This is a genomic window from Heliomicrobium modesticaldum Ice1 (assembly GCF_000019165.1).
Taxonomy (GTDB): Bacteria; Bacillota; Desulfitobacteriia; order Heliobacteriales; family Heliobacteriaceae; genus Heliomicrobium; species Heliomicrobium modesticaldum.
Genome location: NC_010337.2, coordinates 1,497,444 through 1,513,760, shown reverse-complemented (window position 1 = coordinate 1,513,760; position 16,317 = coordinate 1,497,444). Strand labels below are relative to the sequence as shown.

14 protein-coding genes and 1 tRNA gene are annotated in these 16,317 nt (G+C 56.7%); 5 read left to right on the top strand and 10 right to left on the bottom strand.

Translation table 11 applies throughout. The features are described 5' to 3' along the window. The first annotated feature begins 634 nt into the window (after positions 1–634). Positions 635–1,612, top strand: a complete 978-nt coding sequence (locus HM1_RS06860) for a YpdA family putative bacillithiol disulfide reductase (protein WP_012282594.1) — start codon at positions 635–637, stop codon at positions 1,610–1,612. 63 nt (positions 1,613–1,675) lie between these two features. Next, the gene (locus HM1_RS06855) at positions 1,676–2,875 is read left to right on the top strand and encodes an EAL domain-containing protein (RefSeq protein WP_012282593.1); all 1,200 of its coding nucleotides are present in this window, start codon (positions 1,676–1,678) and stop codon (positions 2,873–2,875) included. A gap of 294 nt (positions 2,876–3,169) precedes the next feature. Here HM1_RS06855 and HM1_RS06850 read toward each other — a convergent pair whose 3' ends face one another. The 8 genes from HM1_RS06850 to HM1_RS06815 form a co-directional block, all read right to left on the bottom strand. Further along, positions 3,170–4,792, bottom strand: coding sequence for an IS1182-like element ISHmo2 family transposase (locus HM1_RS06850; protein WP_012281187.1), 1,623 nt, complete (start codon positions 4,790–4,792; stop codon positions 3,170–3,172). A 141-nt stretch (positions 4,793–4,933) separates the two neighbouring features. Next, the gene (locus tag HM1_RS06845; protein ID WP_012282592.1) at positions 4,934–5,830 is read right to left on the bottom strand and encodes a flagellar motor protein MotB; all 897 of its coding nucleotides are present in this window, start codon (positions 5,828–5,830) and stop codon (positions 4,934–4,936) included. Next, a complete protein-coding gene (gene motA, locus HM1_RS06840) occupies positions 5,830–6,612 on the bottom strand; it encodes a flagellar motor stator protein MotA (RefSeq protein WP_012282591.1) in 783 nt (260 codons plus the stop codon). Before motA ends, HM1_RS06845 begins: the two co-directional genes overlap by 1 nt. Positions 6,613–6,860: 248 nt before the next feature. Beyond that, positions 6,861–8,198 (bottom strand): acetyl-CoA hydrolase/transferase C-terminal domain-containing protein, encoded by a 1,338-nt coding sequence (locus tag HM1_RS06835; protein WP_012282590.1) that lies wholly within the window; start codon positions 8,196–8,198, stop codon positions 6,861–6,863. Between the two features lie 291 nt (positions 8,199–8,489). Continuing rightward, the gene (locus tag HM1_RS06830) at positions 8,490–9,629 is read right to left on the bottom strand and encodes an ABC transporter permease (RefSeq protein ID WP_041314954.1); all 1,140 of its coding nucleotides are present in this window, start codon (positions 9,627–9,629) and stop codon (positions 8,490–8,492) included. 2 nt (positions 9,630–9,631) lie between these two features. Beyond that, the gene (locus HM1_RS06825; RefSeq protein ID WP_012282588.1) at positions 9,632–10,402 is read right to left on the bottom strand and encodes an ABC transporter ATP-binding protein; all 771 of its coding nucleotides are present in this window, start codon (positions 10,400–10,402) and stop codon (positions 9,632–9,634) included. Positions 10,403–10,422: 20 nt separating this feature from the next. Then, positions 10,423–11,571: an HlyD family secretion protein gene (locus HM1_RS06820; protein ID WP_012282587.1), complete on the bottom strand. Its 1,149-nt coding sequence runs from the start codon at positions 11,569–11,571 to the stop codon at positions 10,423–10,425. A gap of 91 nt (positions 11,572–11,662) precedes the next feature. Further along, the gene (locus tag HM1_RS06815) at positions 11,663–12,361 is read right to left on the bottom strand and encodes a TetR/AcrR family transcriptional regulator (RefSeq protein ID WP_012282586.1); all 699 of its coding nucleotides are present in this window, start codon (positions 12,359–12,361) and stop codon (positions 11,663–11,665) included. Positions 12,362–12,586: 225 nt separating this feature from the next. On the opposite strand from HM1_RS06815, the gene HM1_RS06810 reads away from it, so the two are divergent. After that, positions 12,587–12,922 carry a nucleotide pyrophosphohydrolase gene (locus tag HM1_RS06810; protein WP_012282585.1) on the top strand — a complete coding sequence of 112 codons (336 nt, stop codon included), beginning with the start codon at positions 12,587–12,589 and terminating at the stop codon, positions 12,920–12,922. A 2-nt stretch (positions 12,923–12,924) separates the two neighbouring features. On the opposite strand, the gene HM1_RS15170 is transcribed toward HM1_RS06810, so the two are convergent. After that, positions 12,925–14,013 carry an HD domain-containing protein gene (locus HM1_RS15170; RefSeq protein ID WP_012282584.1) on the bottom strand — a complete coding sequence of 363 codons (1,089 nt, stop codon included), beginning with the start codon at positions 14,011–14,013 and terminating at the stop codon, positions 12,925–12,927. Positions 14,014–14,251: 238 nt separating this feature from the next. On the opposite strand from HM1_RS15170, the gene HM1_RS06800 reads away from it, so the two are divergent. After that, positions 14,252–14,327, top strand: a tRNA-Thr gene (locus tag HM1_RS06800). A 535-nt stretch (positions 14,328–14,862) separates the two neighbouring features. Here the strand turns inward: HM1_RS06800 and HM1_RS06795 are convergent. Beyond that, positions 14,863–15,279: a phage holin, LLH family gene (locus tag HM1_RS06795; protein WP_012282581.1), complete on the bottom strand. Its 417-nt coding sequence runs from the start codon at positions 15,277–15,279 to the stop codon at positions 14,863–14,865. Between the two features lie 272 nt (positions 15,280–15,551). Between HM1_RS06795 and HM1_RS06790 the strand changes: the two genes are divergently transcribed. After that, positions 15,552–16,310 carry a YdcF family protein gene (locus HM1_RS06790; protein ID WP_012282580.1) on the top strand — a complete coding sequence of 253 codons (759 nt, stop codon included), beginning with the start codon at positions 15,552–15,554 and terminating at the stop codon, positions 16,308–16,310. The last annotated feature ends 7 nt before the right edge of the window (positions 16,311–16,317 follow it).

Sequence of the window (16,317 nt, the reverse complement as noted above, 5' to 3'; positions counted from 1 at the left end):
TTTCCGGCTCCCATCTACCCTTTTCACCTGGTTGTCGTGGAATCTCCTCTCTCTGTCCTCGGTGCCGGATCCTATCTCAAGTGTCAGGTTTCTGGTAAGACTTGTTTCTCGGGTAAATCCTCGGTTTTCTCCTTTAGGCCTTTGATTCCTGTCAAGGGCTCCGGTTTCCCCGTTGTGTGTCTCCGCTTTTGGTCAAGTGTCACGGTTCCCGGTAACGTGCTACAATTCCCAACTTGGTGCTGCAATTCCCGCGTATCTTTTCGAAGTCGCGATGTTGGCGTTCCACAGCAAGGATTTCGGTATCGTCGACAGGTTCGCAAAGCCCATTCGTTTGTGTCCTATCCTCAGTGGTTCCTGGCTGGTTGTCCCGATCTTGCTACAGTTCGGATGCCGATGCTCAAGGGAACAGTTTATACTGTAGGGGTAGTTGCTTCTAAGGGAGAAGGCAGATGTCTTCTCCCTTCTGTTTTGCTTTTTCCGGACCGATAAGGAGCGATCGATTAAAGGACAATCCCATCCCCATCAGATCCCTCTTCATTTTTCCTCTATATCGGCTTCAGCAAAGGGAGACGCTACTTTCGTACTCCTCCAGCAGCTATAATGAGAAGCAGAGCAACTTGGAGGTGGGGCAAAGATGTATGATATCGCGGTTATAGGCGGCGGACCCTGCGGGCTGGCCTGCGCCATCGAAGCGAAGGAGCACGGCCTTGACTGCGTTGTCTTGGAAAAAGGCAATGTGGTCCGTTCTGTGGCTGAATACCCGGTCTATATGGTGCTGTTCAGCACGACCGACATGCTGGAGATCGGGGGACTTCCCTTTATCTCCGGGAACTGCCGCCCAACCCGGCTTGAAACGGTGCGTTACTACTGGCGCGCCGTGCAGCATTTTGGGATCCCGATCCAAACCTACCGTGAGGTGACAGAGGTTCTTCCCACTTCGTCCGGCTTCATGCTGCACACACGGGATAAGCTGAACGGCGAAGAGCCGGTCGTCTTCGCCAAGCGGGTCGTCGTGGCCACCGGTTGTTATGATCGGCCTAACCTCATCGGCGTGCCCGGTGAAGAACTGCCCCATGTGAGTCATTACTACAAAGAGCCCTTCCCTTATATGGGGCGACGGGTGATCATCGTCGGCGGGGGCAATTCAGCTGCCGAAGCGGCCTTGGAACTCTCCCGTTTCGGCGCCCTGACAACGGTCGTCCACTTCCGGGGAGAGATGGACGCCACCGTCAAACCCTGGATCGGCGCTGAACTGACGGCGCGCATCTTAAAAAATGAGATCGCCGCCTTGTTTCACACCCGGATCCTGTCCATCCGTCCGCAGACGATCACCTTGTCTACAACGGGCGATGAGACCCCCTTCGAGTTGGAGGCCGATTTTGTCTTTTTGATGACGGGATACCGGCCCAATACCGATCTGCTCGTCCAGGCAGGGGCAGCCCTCGATGCATCCGGCTTTCCCGTCCATAACCCATTGACGATGGAGACCACCGTTCCCGGCCTCTATGTCGCCGGCGCCATCAGCGAAGGCTGGCGGGTCACCCAAGCCAACATCGAAAAAGGACGTTTTCACGGGAAACGGATCATCCAGTCCATCGACACGGATCAATGAACAGCAGCTTTCCCGCAGCGCAACTGCTGGAAAAGGGCGGCATCATGCCGAGGAGGCCCAGCGATGAATCGACCCCGGTTTATTCCCAACCCTGACACGGTCATGCCGCACTTTCAACCGATCCTCTCGATGGATACGCAAACCATCTATGCCTACGAGGTGCTCGGTCGCTATACGGGCCCACAGGGTGTGCGCAGCCTAGGACCTTTTTTTCATGACTCCTCCCTTTCCATGGAGGAGCATATCTCTATCGATCGCATCATCCGCCGGAAGGCGATCGCCAGTCTCGTCAACGCTCCTGAGAATACGCGCCTTTTTCTCAACCTGAAACCGAACTGGATCTATCATTTCCGCCAAAGACCGGAGCAACTGCCCACCTTGCGCTTTCTACGGGAACATAACATCGACCCCTCTCGGATCACCATCGAAATCACGGAGGATTCCTTCTTCGACGATATCGAGGAACTGGCCCGTGTCACTCGCACCTACCGGGAAGCGGGGTGCCAGATCGCCATCGATGATGTGGGGAGCGGATTCGTCAACTTTGACCGCATTGCCTACATCAAGCCAAACATCCTCAAGTTGGACCTGGAACTGGTGAAAAAGTGCGGTCGCGAGTCCTTTTTTCAGGAGATCCTCCGCTCCTTTGCCGTGATGGCCGAAAAGATTGGTGCCTTCTTGCTCTTTGAAGGCATCGAGACGAGAGAAGAGGTGCAGATCGCCCTTTCGCTCGGCGCCCGGTACCTGCAAGGCTACTTCTTCTCTCCGCCCCAAGCGGCCATGCAAAACCCCGACGCCTTCCGGCCCATTCTGGAACGCCAGATCCAGCAATTCGTCGATCACGCCCTTTGGCAGCAGCATGCTGACCTGCGCGCCGCCGAGGAACTCCGGGACAGCCTCCTTACATGTCTTCATCGCCTGTCCGACTGTGATGCAATCACCCCCGGCGCCGCCGACGCTTTCGTCCATCCCTTCTTGGAACTTCTCCCCAAGATGGTGATTCGCGTCTTCCTCTGCGACGAACGGGGCTACCAGTGGTCATCGAACTTCACCCGCCAGAACGGGCATTGGAAACAGGACTCCGATTTCATCGGACGCAACTGGGCTTGGCGCCCCTATTTTCTCAGCAATATCGTCAAGGCCACCCATCAGGAGGCCGGAAAACTATCGGCCATCTACACGGATGCCCACACGGGCAAAAAGATGCGCACCTACATATACCCCCTCCCGGGCAACCTCTTCCTATGCCTCGACTTGACCTGACGGCGGATCGAAAAAAGCGGCCTCTTCGAGAGACCGCTTTTTCGTGGTGCTCATTTTGATACTGTAAGAAAGGAATTCCTTCTGGCGAGGAACGAACCGGATCGCATCGGCAGGGCCGGCTTTGAGAACAAAGTCGTCTCTAGAGGCCGTCTAGAAAATAAGCAAATTCCCTAGCCAGCCCTTGCAAAAGCATGATTTTTTAATACAAACAGCAAAAAACTAGAGTCTTTTTATCGGTCTCACCGGCCCTTTTTGAGGATTTTCCTCAAAAAGGGCAGATCTCCCCCTTGCACCTTATGCGGCTTTTTTGAAAGCAACACCGCGTAAGGCACTCACCTCCAACACCATGGTTGCATTCTTATCATTTCGTAGACGGTTGAGTTTTTGAAAGTTCGCCGCTAACGCGCTGAGCCGGGCGGCATAAGCCAGATTTCGTTTTCCGATACGGCGAACCCGGCGCAGTCCGTAACGGTTGACCAGTTCATTTTGCTTGGCTTCGATGCGGCTGCGAAGACGCATCTGTTCCTTATAGATTTTCGTTTGGGAGTGCTTTGCCGCCTCGAGCATGACACCATAGGCGTTGTGAATAAAAATCGTGCGCCGATGTTTCTTTTCTTTAAAACAGGTCGTGTAACGAGGGCAGTGCTTGCAATCATGGTCCTTGGCGCGAAGCACGAAGTTCTTCCCATCTGCCACTTCCGAATAGGTGGTGATGACTTTTCCTCTCGGGCAGATCAGTTGTGTTTGGTCTTCGGAAACTTGAAATCCCTCGCCCGCGAGGATATCACATTTTGTCTTTGGTGAAAGTGGCGCCACTACGTCAATGCCTTTTTCCTTGAGGGTGACACGGTCATCGCCCGCACCATAGTGGGTATCTCCAATGATCGTCGGGTTTTCTACACAATCGGTGGGAAGCTGATCCGCTAACGGCACCAGACTGGAGCCGTCATAGTCGTTGGCTTTCATGGCCTCGGCGGCGGCGATAAATCCGGAATTTCCGACTTCGACGATGGCCATCTTATACCCGCGCCATTTCGTCTTGCCCTTACAACCGAAACGGGCTTCGCTGTCTACAGCCGAAACTATCATATCTTTGACAGAACCGCCGGGGGCTATCTCAAGAGTTCCATCATCTTTCCGAATGATTCGTTCACGGAGGATACGGCAAAGCAAAAGGGCGTAATGAATGACATCGGGCTTCTTCTTCCACGAAGCCTCCGATGACTCCACGTAGGCCAGCAGTTCGTCAGCCTCGCTGACCACTTCAACAAGCCGTTCCATTTTGGCCTTATCGTCCAGGTTATGCTCTTTCACTTCCGTCACTGTTTCCAGGTAACGTACCGCCCGAGGGGCATGGGGGATTGCATGCCATGGAACACTGTATTGCTTCGCCAAAAGACGCACCAACAGGCGCATGGCTTGGCGGATCAGTTCGATGGTCGTGGGGGCACTGATGGGAGCTATGACATGGGTCGTGTCCGTTATCCAAGGTTCTTTCCCTGTCAAAACGCCCAGGTAGTACATCAACCGGATAAAGCGATCGAGATAGACCTTATCAAGTTCCTTTTGGATGAGCCGTTGCCGGTGGACGCCAAAATTGGCGTGATCAATGCCCGGTTCATCGAGGGCCATTCCTAACGCAAACTTGACCTCGATGTTCACACGTGTCTGTGCTTCCATCCCCCGGTCTGTTTCGCCCAGCATTTCCTGTAACATGCAGGCCATCGTCATCTGCCGGGCCGCATGACTGGGACGTCCGTTGTCAAGGCAATAGAGACCTGTAAAATCCTCCGGTTGTATTAATAGGGGCGCCAATTCACGAAACAGGCGAAAGACGGAATCGGCAGGCACAAGTTGGTCCCAGAGGGCTGCAAAGTCGTAAAAGCTAACTTGGGGGTCCACATCGAATCGAAACAAGGTACATCGCCTCGCTATAAACAGTCTTTGTACCTATATCCTTCGACGCGAAGAGTCGAATTCCCTTTAAATTCCACCAATTTCCATATAAAAACGTCTTGCTTTTTGCCCTCTCTTGAGGGGGTTTTTAGACAGACTCCTCTAGGGAACAAACCGGAGCGGGCTGTCAGGGATCTTGTCGGCAGGGAGCCGCTTCGGTTCGCCAGGCAGGCCTTCAAGCACCGGGGCGGGCGGCATTGCATCGGCGTTTCCCTGCGGCGCCAACGGCTCCGGCACTGGCTTGACAACGGCCGGTGTCGCCTTCTGTCCCGGCATGGGGTATTGACGAATGATCATCACCTCGACGCGCCGATTCTGAGCCCGTCCTTCCGGCGTATCGTTCGTCGCCTTGGGATGGTACTCGCCGTAGCCGACAGCGGTGAACTTCACCGGGTTGTTCCGTTTGTCATTGAGGATATACTTCATCACATTCAATGCCCGTTTAGCGCTCAAGTCCCAGTTGGAGGGAAACTCAGCCGTGCTGATGGGCAGGTTGTCGGTGTGGCCGGCGATACGCACCTCGTTGGAGAGGTTGTGCAATGTATCGGCGATCAGGTCGAGGGCCGGCAAGGCCTCCCGCTTCAGATCGGCCTTTCCGGAGTCGAAGAGCGCCGCGTCGCGGAAGCTGATCTGCAGCCCTTCGCGGACAAGATTGGTCTCCACCTGCTTTTCCAGCCCTTTTTCTTCGATATACCGATCGACGCGGTTTTTGATCTCTTGCAGGTCGCGGGTCTCCTTTAACGATTCCATCACCGACATATCCGGCGGCGCGTCGCTGGCCCCCTCAGTGTCCAGCGGCGTCGGGTTGGCCATAATACCTGAGCCGCCTTTGAAGACGCTCTCCATCGCCTTTTTCAGGGCCTCAAACTTCTTGGTGTCCACCTGGCTGACGGCGAACATGACGATGAACAGAGCCAGGAGCAACGTCAGCATGTCGGCATAGGGGATCAGCCATGTCTCGTCGATATGCTCCTCATGGTGTTGCTTCTTCTTTGACATCAGATATTTCCTTCTTTCTCAAGGGCCGCCCGTTCCGCTTGAGTCAGGTGGATCATCATCTTCTCACGAATCTGAATCGGGCTGCTGCCGACCTGGATCGACAGGATGCCTTCGAGCATCATCGTTTTCAACTTGACCTCTTCCGCAGACTTCCGCTTCAGTTTGGTCGCGAAGGGGTGCCAGAGAACATACCCGGTGAAGATACCGAAGAGGGTGGCCACAAAGGCAGCGGCGATCATGGTACCCAGCTTGTTCACGTCGTTCAGGTTGCCCAAGGCGCCGATCAGACCGATAACAGCCCCCAGAACGCCCAACGTCGGGGCATAGGAACCGGCGGAGGTGAAGATCTGGGCGCCTACGCGGTGGCGTTCTTCCATAGCAGCGATCTCTGCCTCCAGGAGTTCCCGAACGAATTCTTCGCCCTGACCGTCGACGATCAGGCGGATACCGTTGCGCAGGAAAGGTTCTTCCAGTTTGTCGATAGAGGCTTCCAGCGAGAGCAAGCCTTCGCGACGGGCCTGCTGGGCCATGTCGGTCATCTGCTGGATGATCACCTTCGGCTCCGTCAACTTCTGCTCCTTGAAGATGATCCCAAAGAGCGTCGGCAGTTTCTTGATCTCCTTCATCGGGAAGGAGTTGAGCAGGGCGGCGAAGGTGCCCACGAAGATGATGATGATGGCGGCCGGGTTGACCAAAACGGCGATGTTGGCCCCTTTGGCGATCATCCCGCCGACAACGGCAACGACACCTAGGACCATCCCCAAAATGACGGCAATATCCATGTTACACACCTCAGTAATCCAGTTTTTTGCCTATGCAAATTATCCCACTTGACCTGCAAAAAGGGATTGTCCGATTGCGCCATTGGAATGCATTCGACATGAACATGATGCATCCCTTCTGCCCACCGCCCTTTAATAAAATATAGAAAAAAGCACCCCCAAAGGGATGCTTGTGAACATTTGTCGTCCTTCGCCGGACTGCCCTGTCTGTTCTTTGCGCACCGGCATCGCGGCATCTTTACGCGGGATTAGCGCTTATTGCTCCGTCGCCAGATGCCCATGGCCTCAGCTTTACTGATCAGCTCCTCCCGGAATTGGGGATGGGCGATGCCGATCAGCCCTTCCGCCCGCTGCCAAGTCGACTGACCCTTGCAGTTGAACATGCCATACTCGGTAACGACATACATTGTCGTCGCCCGCGTGTCGGTAATGATTCCGCCGGGGGTGATCGTTGGCAGGATGCGCGACTTGATGTTGCCGGCCTTGTCACGGTACGTGGAGGAAAGGCAGATAAAGCTGCGTCCGCCCTTCGATCTATAGGCGGCGATGACGAAATCGAGCTGGCCGCCGGTGCCGCTGATCTGTCGGGTGCCCGACGATTCGGCGCAGACCTGGCCGAAGAGGTCCACCTCGACGGCGTTGTTGATGGTCACCAGGTTGTCAATGGAGCCGGCCACTTCGGTGGCGTTGGTGTAATCCACAGGGTAGCTGGCCACGAAAGGGTTTTCGTCGAGGAAGTCATAGAGCCGTTTCGTGCCGAGGGCGAAGGTGAAGGCGATACGCCCCCGGTCGATGGCCTTGCGCAAGCCGTTCATGCGTCCGGCCTGGAACATGTCGACGAAGCTGTCGGCAATCATCTCTGTGTGACCGCCCAAATCCTTCAGGTCTGATTCGGCGATCATCCTGCCGAGGGCATTGGGCATGCCGCCGATGCCCAACTGGACACAGTCACCGTCATGCATCTTCGCCAAGACCTGAGTCGCGATCGCCTTGTCCACGTCGCTGACCGACGCCGGCGGCAACTCGGCCAGCGGCAGGTTGTCACCTTCGATGATATGGTCCACCTGGTCAATGTGGATGCCGTGACCGTGCCCGCCGTGGACGCGGGGGAAGTGCTCGTTCACCTCGATGATGATTTTCTTGGCGCGGGCGATGAGTCCGTAATGGTGGCTGTTGCTGACGCCGAAGTTGAAAAAACCGTACCGGTCCATAGGGGCCGCCTGGGTGACGAAGACATCGGTAGGCTGGTTCTCCAGGACGTAACGGGGCAGTTCGCGGAAGCGCATGGGGATGTAAAAAGCAGATCCCTGAGATGCATAGCGCCGATCCAAGCCGGAGAAATGCCAAGAGTTCCAGGTGAAACGCTCGCCAGTGGGATCCGATTCAAAGGCCAGGGATGGGTACACAGAGACACCCGCCCGGATATGTACGTCCGTAAGGTCGTCACAGCGCTCAGCCAGAGCGGCGTCAAAAGCGCGCGGCGCCGCCAGGCAAAAGCCATACTCGATCCAGTCACCCGATTTGACCATCCGGGCCGCTTCCCTTGCTGTGATTCGTTTGGAACGGTATTGATCTTGAAGACTCATCGGCTTAAACCCCTCCTAAATTTGCGTTCCATGTCATGGGAGCGCTTCTTAAGTAAGAAACGCCGGGCACCTAAATTCGTATAATTCTGATTATACAGATTTCTTTTTTTCCGGTAAATAGCCTGTTTTCCCTTTAACGGCAATAACGGTTTGGCCCTCGCCAAAAGAAAAAAGGCCCCTTATCACCGAGGCGTGTTCGCCAAGAGATAAGGGGATGCGGCGGTGTTGCCGAAAAAAGATCCACGGTACCCATTGCGATGGATGAAGTCTGATGATTGAACGTATCAGGTATCAGTCCAGGTTTTTGCGGAATTTCTTCGCCGCCAGGAAAAAGAGGCCGATGGCGAAGCCGGAGAGGAGCAGCGTCTCTTTCCAGAGATATTGGAGGCCGACACCTTTGAGGAAGATCCCTCGGACGATGATGAGGAAGTAGGTCAAGGGGAGCATGCCGCCGAGCCCCTGGAGGAACGCCGGCATCGTCTCCCGGGGAAACACAAAGCCAGACAGCAGGATCGAGGGCAGGATGAGCAGGAAGGTCATCTGCATGGCCTGGAGTTGCGTCTTGGCCACCGTCGAGACGAGGAGCCCGACGGCCAGGATGGTGATCAAAAAGAGGGTGGACAAGAAAAAGAGCAAGACCACGCTGCCTTTCGGCGGCACCTCAAACCAGTAGATGCCGATGAGCAAGACCATCGTCAGGGAGACGAAGCCGATGAAGACGAAGGGCAGCAGTTTCCCCAGCATCAGTTCGGCCGGCCGGATCGGCGTGACGACCAGTTGTTCCATCGTGCCCCGCTCCTTCTCACGGACCATGGAGAAGGCCGTGAGCATGGCGACGACGTTCTGCAAAATGAGGCCGATCAGGCCGGGGACGTTGAAGACGGCCGACTTCATATCCGGGTTGTACCAGACGCGGGTCTCCACTTGCACCGGCAAGCGCGGCTTCTCCCCCCCTTGCGCCGCCAGACGCTCCGCCTGCACGTCCCAACCGGCGTTGAATCCTACCGTCTGGACAGCGTTCATGGCCGCTCGGGCCGCCGTCGGGTCGGAACCGTCGACGAGCACCTGGATGGTGGCGCTGCCGTTGCCCTGCACCTGTTTGCCGTAATCGGGCGGGATGATCACGGCGACGCGGGCGTCGGCGCTGTCCAGGTAGCGTCCGATCTCGTCGTATCCCCGCACATGGTAATCGGGATCGAGATAGGTCGAGTTGCGCAAGGCGCTGATAAAGGCCCGGCTGTCCTGGCTCATCGATTGGTCCCAGACGACCGCCGGCAGGTGGTCCACATCGGTGTTGACGGCGTAACCGAAGAGCAGCAGCAGCATGACCGGCATGCCGATAGCCAGGCCGATGCTGGGCCGGTCACGGATGATCTGCTGGAATTCCTTGCGCAAAATAGCCTGAAAGCGGGTCCAACTGAACCGTTCCATCATCATCGCCGCCCCCCTTTGATGCCGGCGTTGCGCGGGTCGTCGGCGGCTTCGCGCTCCACAAAGTAAATGAAGAGATCGTCCAGGCTGGCCTTGTTTTCGCGGGCTTTCATCTCCGCCGGGGTGCCGAAGGCGATCAGCCGCCCATAAAAGACGAAGCCCAGGAAATCGCAGGTGTCGGCCTCATCCATGTAGTGGGTGCTGACCAGGATGGTCATCCCCTCGGCGCGGAGTTGACGGATGATCTGCCAGAAGACGCGCCGGGAGACGGGGTCCACGCCGGCCGTCGGTTCGTCGAGGACGATCAGCCGGGGCGCATGGAGCAGGGCGCAGGCCAGGGCGACACGCTGCTTCCAGCCGCCCGACAGGGAGTGGACCAGTTGGGGCAGCCGGCCCTCCAGGCCGATCCGTTCGACGACGCTGCGCTTGCGCTCCGCCGCCTCGGCGCCGCGCAGGTTGTAGACGCCGGCGTAGAAGTCGATGTTCTCCTGGACCGTCAGGTCGTCGTAGAGGCTGAACTTTTGGGACATGTAGCCGATGCGCTGCTTGATCTCCTCCGGGTGGGTGCGCACGTCATAGCCAAGAACGGTGGCCTGGCCCTCTGTCGGCATGAGCACGCCGCAGAGCATGCGGATCGTCGTCGTCTTGCCGGCGCCGTTGGGGCCGACGAAGCCCATGATCGAGCCGGCCGGCAGTTGGAAGGTTACGCCCTCGACAGCCGTATAGCTCCCGAAGCGTTTGATCAATCCCTGGCAATTGATGGCCAATTCCATGGTCTCTCACCTCCGCCGGGCTATCCCTTCGTCTTCTGGAAAACCACGTCGGCCGGCATGCCCGGTTTCAGCCGGTCCAGTCCCTCGGTCAGCTTGGTTTTGACGCTGAAGACGAGGTTCGTCCGCTCTTCCTTCGTCTGCACGTTTTTCGGGGTGAACTCGGCTTTGTCGCTGATCTGGGTGACTGTGGCGGCGAAAGACTCGTCGGGATAAGCGTCGACGCTGACGGCAGCGGCAGTTCCGACGGATAGGCCGCCCAACAGCGCCTCAGGCACAAAGACCTTCACCCAGAGATCGTTTTCATCGAGGACGGTGATGATGCGGCTGGCTGTGTTGACCACCTGTCCCGTTTCCACGTGCTTGTAAAGAACGCGGCCCTGAACGGGGCTTTTGATGATCGCCTTGCCGGCGTTCACCTGGGCTAGGCGCACCTTTTCCTTCAAGCCGTCGACAACCGCCTTCTGGGCCTGGATGGTCGGCTCGGTGTAACCGGCCAGGGCTAGGTCAAGGCCAGCCTGGGCGCCGCTGCGCTGCGCCTCCGCCGATTCAACCTGGAACTTGGCGGCTTCCACCTGGGCCTTCGTGGCCTCTGCCTGGGCGCGGGCCGTCTTCGCCCGCGTCTTCTGGTTGTCCAGTTCGCGGGCGCTCAAGGCGCCTGCGTCAAAAAGCGCCTGGTTTTCTTTCAGGATCTGCTCCTCGCGGCGCAGGTTCTCTTCATCGCGGGCAAGGTTGGCCTTGTACTGGTCGATGAGGTTGCGGTTCTGGTTGACGACTGCCTGGAACTGGTCCACAGTGGCGCGCTGGCGGCGGATCTCCTCGACACGGCTCCCGTTGAGCAGGTCGAGCAGCTTGGCCTCGGCCTGCCGGAGATCGCTCTCGGCGGCAGCCAGACTGATGGAAGCCGTCTGGTCATCCAACAGGGCGATCACTTGACCTGCCTCGACGGTCTGCCCTTCGGTGACGCGCAGTTCCACGATGCGGCCGGAGACTTCCGGCTGGACAGGCACCATGGTCCCTTCGATGGTCCCCGAATAAACCTCCTTGGCCGGTCCGAAGAAGCGCCCGAGAACGCCTGCATCCCCTTTCACCGTTCCGGTGACGCTAAAGGCCAACAACCCCAGGGTTACCGCAATGGCGCCGCCGGCGATGATCTTCACCTTTGCCTGCATGGCTGCATCCCCCTTCTCCCTTCCCTTGTCCCCCGCTTCTATCCGTTAGGACCGAGTCCGCCGGGCGGTGTTTTCTGTGGCGCTGTGGCGTTCACAGCGGGCACTCCGGCGCTGCCGCGCCCCTGCCGGTTGGCGGAAGGGCGCCGTGCAAGAAAAGATCGATGACATCTTCAAGTTCCTTTCGCTTGTCTTCCCCGGCGGACCGCTCCGGCATCAAAAAAGGACTGAGCGTAAAGGTGACCAGCATCCCGAACCAGGAGCGGGCCAGCGCCCAGGGCCGCAGATCCTGCCGGAGTTCGCCCTTCTGCTGCCGCTGTTCGATAAAACGCAAGAGGACGTCCTGGGTCTTATAGCCCACTTCCCGGAAAAAGATCTCCCGCAGTTCCGGATGGTACTGCGACTCCGTTAGAATCAGGCGGATCAGTTTCTCATTGCTCAGGATGAACTGCTGCCGCTCTTCGCTGATCAGCACCAGCACCTCTCGCAAGGGCAGGTTTTCGTTCGTCAGCAACAGTTGCCGGATGGAGTTAACGCTGTTGGGGGCGATGGTGTTGCTGATGAGCGGGACGAGCAGGGCCAGGAGGATCTCCTTTTTCGTCCTGAAATGCCGGAAGATGGTCCCTTCCGAAATGCCGGCCTCACGGGCGATCTCGCTCGTCGTAGCGGCGCTGAATCCCTTTTCGGAAAAAACCCTGAGGGCGGCTTCTGCGATGTTCCACTGTTTGTCTGTCAGCCGCGGCGGGAGTTGATATTCTTCAGTCTCTCCACCGTTCGGCTTCCGGTCGTCCATGCCCTCGCCTCCTTGTTTCGAGTGTTCACTTGTCTATGATAAGTAATATGATGTAATAAGTGAGTGATCACTTACATTGTTCCACTTAGTACTTACGGCGTCAAGAGGGATCGTCGATTTCTCATCGTGAAACCTGTTTGATTTTAAGCCCTTCAGTGCCCCCATGCTGGACAAGTCTCCCGGCGAAGGCTATCTTTAAGCTAGCTCATAAAGGGAGTGATTACCATGGAATCGCCAAGCCTGCGCGACCTGCAGGACCGCGTGGACGCCTACATCTCTCAGTTTGAAGAGGGCTATTTTGACCCGCCCACCCTCGTTATCCGGCTCTGTGAGGAGTTGGGCGAACTGGCCCGGGAGGTCTCCCACCGGTTTGGGCCCAAAAAGAAAAAGCCCGGCGAAGCCGAGGGCGATCTGGAACTGGAGATCGGCGACCTGCTCTTCATCCTCGTCTGCCTCTCCAATTCCCAGGGCTATGACATGGCCGACATCTTTCGCCGGACCATGGAAAAGTACGAGACACGAGACAAAGACCGGTGGACCCGGAAAGTCCCTCAACCATAAGACTATTCGCTAGGAAGCACTTGTTTTGCCCCTGTAAGGAGGTCGACCGAGCGGATGTTGTTGTAATCGGGATGGAGCGACGTCTCTCTGATGATGATCAAACTGCCGTCGACGGTGAAGCAGACCTGATTGCCCCGTCGGGTCAGCCCGGCTGAGATGCCGTCGACGAGCTTGAGCAGCCGCAGCATGGGCAGGAGTCGGAAGGGGAAGCTGGGGGGAAGCTCCTCTTCCCGGTGGTGGTGGTAGCGGATCAGCTCAACCACATCGGGCGGCTGGTTGTAATCGTGCCGGGCGAACTCGGCGCTCCGCTCAGCATGGCGGAAGCTGTCCTCGAAAAAGGTTTTCGGCGAGACGACATCGCCCACCTTCGCCTTCGGTTGGACCTTGCCCAGGTCGTGAAAGAGGATCGCCTGGACCAGGGTGTCCTTTTCGATGCCGATCAACTCGGTGATCCCCTGCTTGTGCAGGTCAGCCAGCACCTTGAGGGCGTTGATCACGTGGCGGTAGGATCCGTCTTCAATCACCGCCGTGATCGTGATCTTCCCTGTCGCCGGATCATAGACATCGACATACTCCGGCGTCGTCTTGAGCTTGTGCGTCACCTTGTGGTTGGGGAGCGTCAGGGAAAAAGCCTCTTCCAGCTCCTGGTTGGCCCGGAGCAGGTCCTCCTTCAGGCGGCTCCGGGCGGTCACGTCCTGGATCGTGGCCATGATCCCCTGGGCGACACCGCCTTTGATCACAGGCACGAAATTCACGCTGAGGATCAGGCCGGAGAGGGTATAGCGCACCACATCATACTGAGGCTCGCCTGTTCGCAGCACCGACATCCATGGGCTGGTCCGCAGGTACTCTTCGGGACTGCGAGAAAAAACGGGCCCGACCGCCTCTTCGATGCGCCGGTTGACGGTGCTTTCGACACTCTCCAGCCCAAGGATGCGGACGGCGGCCTCATTGATCACATGGATCACGCGCTGCCGGTTGATCAGGATTAACCCCTCCCGCATGGAGCGCATGATGACATCAAACAAATCGTCCAGGCCCAGATCTTCTTGATCGCCACCCGGAAACAAGCGCTCCGCTGCCATTCCCATGAGGCCCCTCCTTCTCCACCGTAAAAGTTAGCAGCATAGTATTCGCTTTAGGCGCTGTAATTCCTTTTTTGTTTTATCATATTATTGATCATATATTCCCATGCCGGTGCGATTATGCCTTATGGACGGACTGTTTTGTCGATTTGTTCCGCCGAAGCCGGTCTGGGAGAAACTTCCCCGTTGACATTGCTCCCTATCCTGTGCTAAACTGCTTTTTGCTTGGGTGAATCAAGCGACTGCCGGTGTAGCTCAGTTGGTAGAGCAATTGATTCGTAATCAATAGGTCGCCGGTTCGAGTCCGGCCATCGGCTCCATGTGCATTTGGAACGCCTGCTTTGAACTAGCAGGCGTTTTTTATGCTTCTGATATCCTCGTCAAAGGTCAGGCAGACAGGGTGGTCCACCGCTTCCTTCGCCGTCGCCTCCCAGAATCCTTCGCCTTTCCCCGCGATAAATAAAAAGGCCGCTCACCTACACTAGGTAGCGGCGTTTTTATTTACCCTTTAAGTCCTAAAAATCATCGTCATCCCACTGGGCCTGAGGATTGCTGACTGTCTTCAGGAATAAGATCCAGAAGCAGAACAACAGGTTGATCAGCCAAAGTGATTCCATTTTGGTCCCTCTTTTCTACCAACACGATGAGCCCAGCCGTCGAAAAAAGGACTCCTTTGCCCGCCTGCTGGAAACAGGATTCTCCTGATCGCTGGTCTACAATTGGTACAATAACAAAATTGTATAACCTTTGCAAGTGACATGTGTAATATTCGTATAATTGAAAATTACGCAAAAAAACCGGTCTGGACGATGGCGTTTTTACCGCCCGGCCCCAGCCGCCGGCACAGGATTATCCTTAGGCAACAGGCGCCTCTTCCGCTGAGGACGGCGTCTCCGTTCCACTATCGGCGATTTTCTTCAGCTCGCTCAAGGATACGACCAGTCCCGCCTTTTTCGCTTCTTCGTAGGCGAATTCGACAGTCGACGCCAATTCATCGGAAGAAACCTGAAGACCCTTTTCCGCCAAGGCGTTGCTCACCAGCAGAAGCGCTTTCTCGAACTGTTCCTTGCCGGAGAGAGCGCCGAAGCGAGCCCGGGCAAAGACGACAGCCGACTGCGCCAGTTTAGTCGCCGTCTGCCGTTGCTGCTCTATCGTCGCAGACTTCATAAACTCGACAAGCGCCGGACCGCAGGAACGGATGGCAAAGGTGACCGTGACCATGACCCCGAAGACGATGACAAAGAGCCCGAGCAAGAACAGATTGGGATCCACAACGCCTCAACTCCCTTTCCTAAACATGCCATGTCCATCGCCCTAAAAGAGGGTTCATTAGCATTCATAGAGAAAATGCTGAAGAAGGTGACGGAATAGCCAAAAAAAAGACCTGCGGCGTCCGCCACAGGTCCTTCATCGATTTCTCCCAGTTTCTCAGATTCCTTTTTCCTCTGTTCATACCAATAATTACTTGCTCAGCTTTCGTTTATCCTGAAAATGGCTTTACTGTAATAGGCAGTTTTTTCGAAAAAAAGGATAGGGGCGACGCTATGGATACGCTCTTTGCCATAAAATTCATCTACAGTTTTATGCTTCCTCCCGGCCTGTTCATTCCCCTGCTCCTGTTGGCGGCGCTCTATTACCGGCGGAAGCACCAGCTTGGACCTGCCCGTTTCTCGACAGCGATGGCGCTGTTGCTCTACCTGTTCTCCATCTCCGCTGTTGGCGAGACGATGATCCGCTCGCTGGAAAATCGCTACCTGCCGCCAGATAAGCCATCTGGAGACGTGATCATCATGCTCGGCGGAGGCGCCACCATGGATACGCCTGATATAGACGGGTTAGGACAGATGACCGGCGGCAGCGCCAACCGTCTCTTGACAGCCGCTCGCCTTCACCAGTTGACTGGCGCGCCGATCATCGTTTCAGCGGGACAGGTATTTGAGAACAGCGGCAACGAGTCCCGCATCGCCTTCCGCCAGTTGACCGGCCTCGGCGTCCCCGAATCAATGATCATTGTCGAGGAGATGAGCCGGAACACTGAGGAAAACGCACGCTATACCAAAGAAATCCTCGACGCGCGAGGATTTCACAAGCCGATTCTGGTGACATCGGCCTTTCACATGGAGCGGTCTGTCGGCCACTTTTCCAAGTTAGGCGTGTCGACGCTTCCCTTCCCGACCGATTACCGGGTGAATCGGCAAGCCCGCTACAGCCTCAACGATTGGGCCCCTTCTGCTGTTGCGATGAGCAACGCGAGCCTGGCAATGAAAGAGTACCTGGGCCTGATCCCACTGTGGTTAAAATAGCTTACAG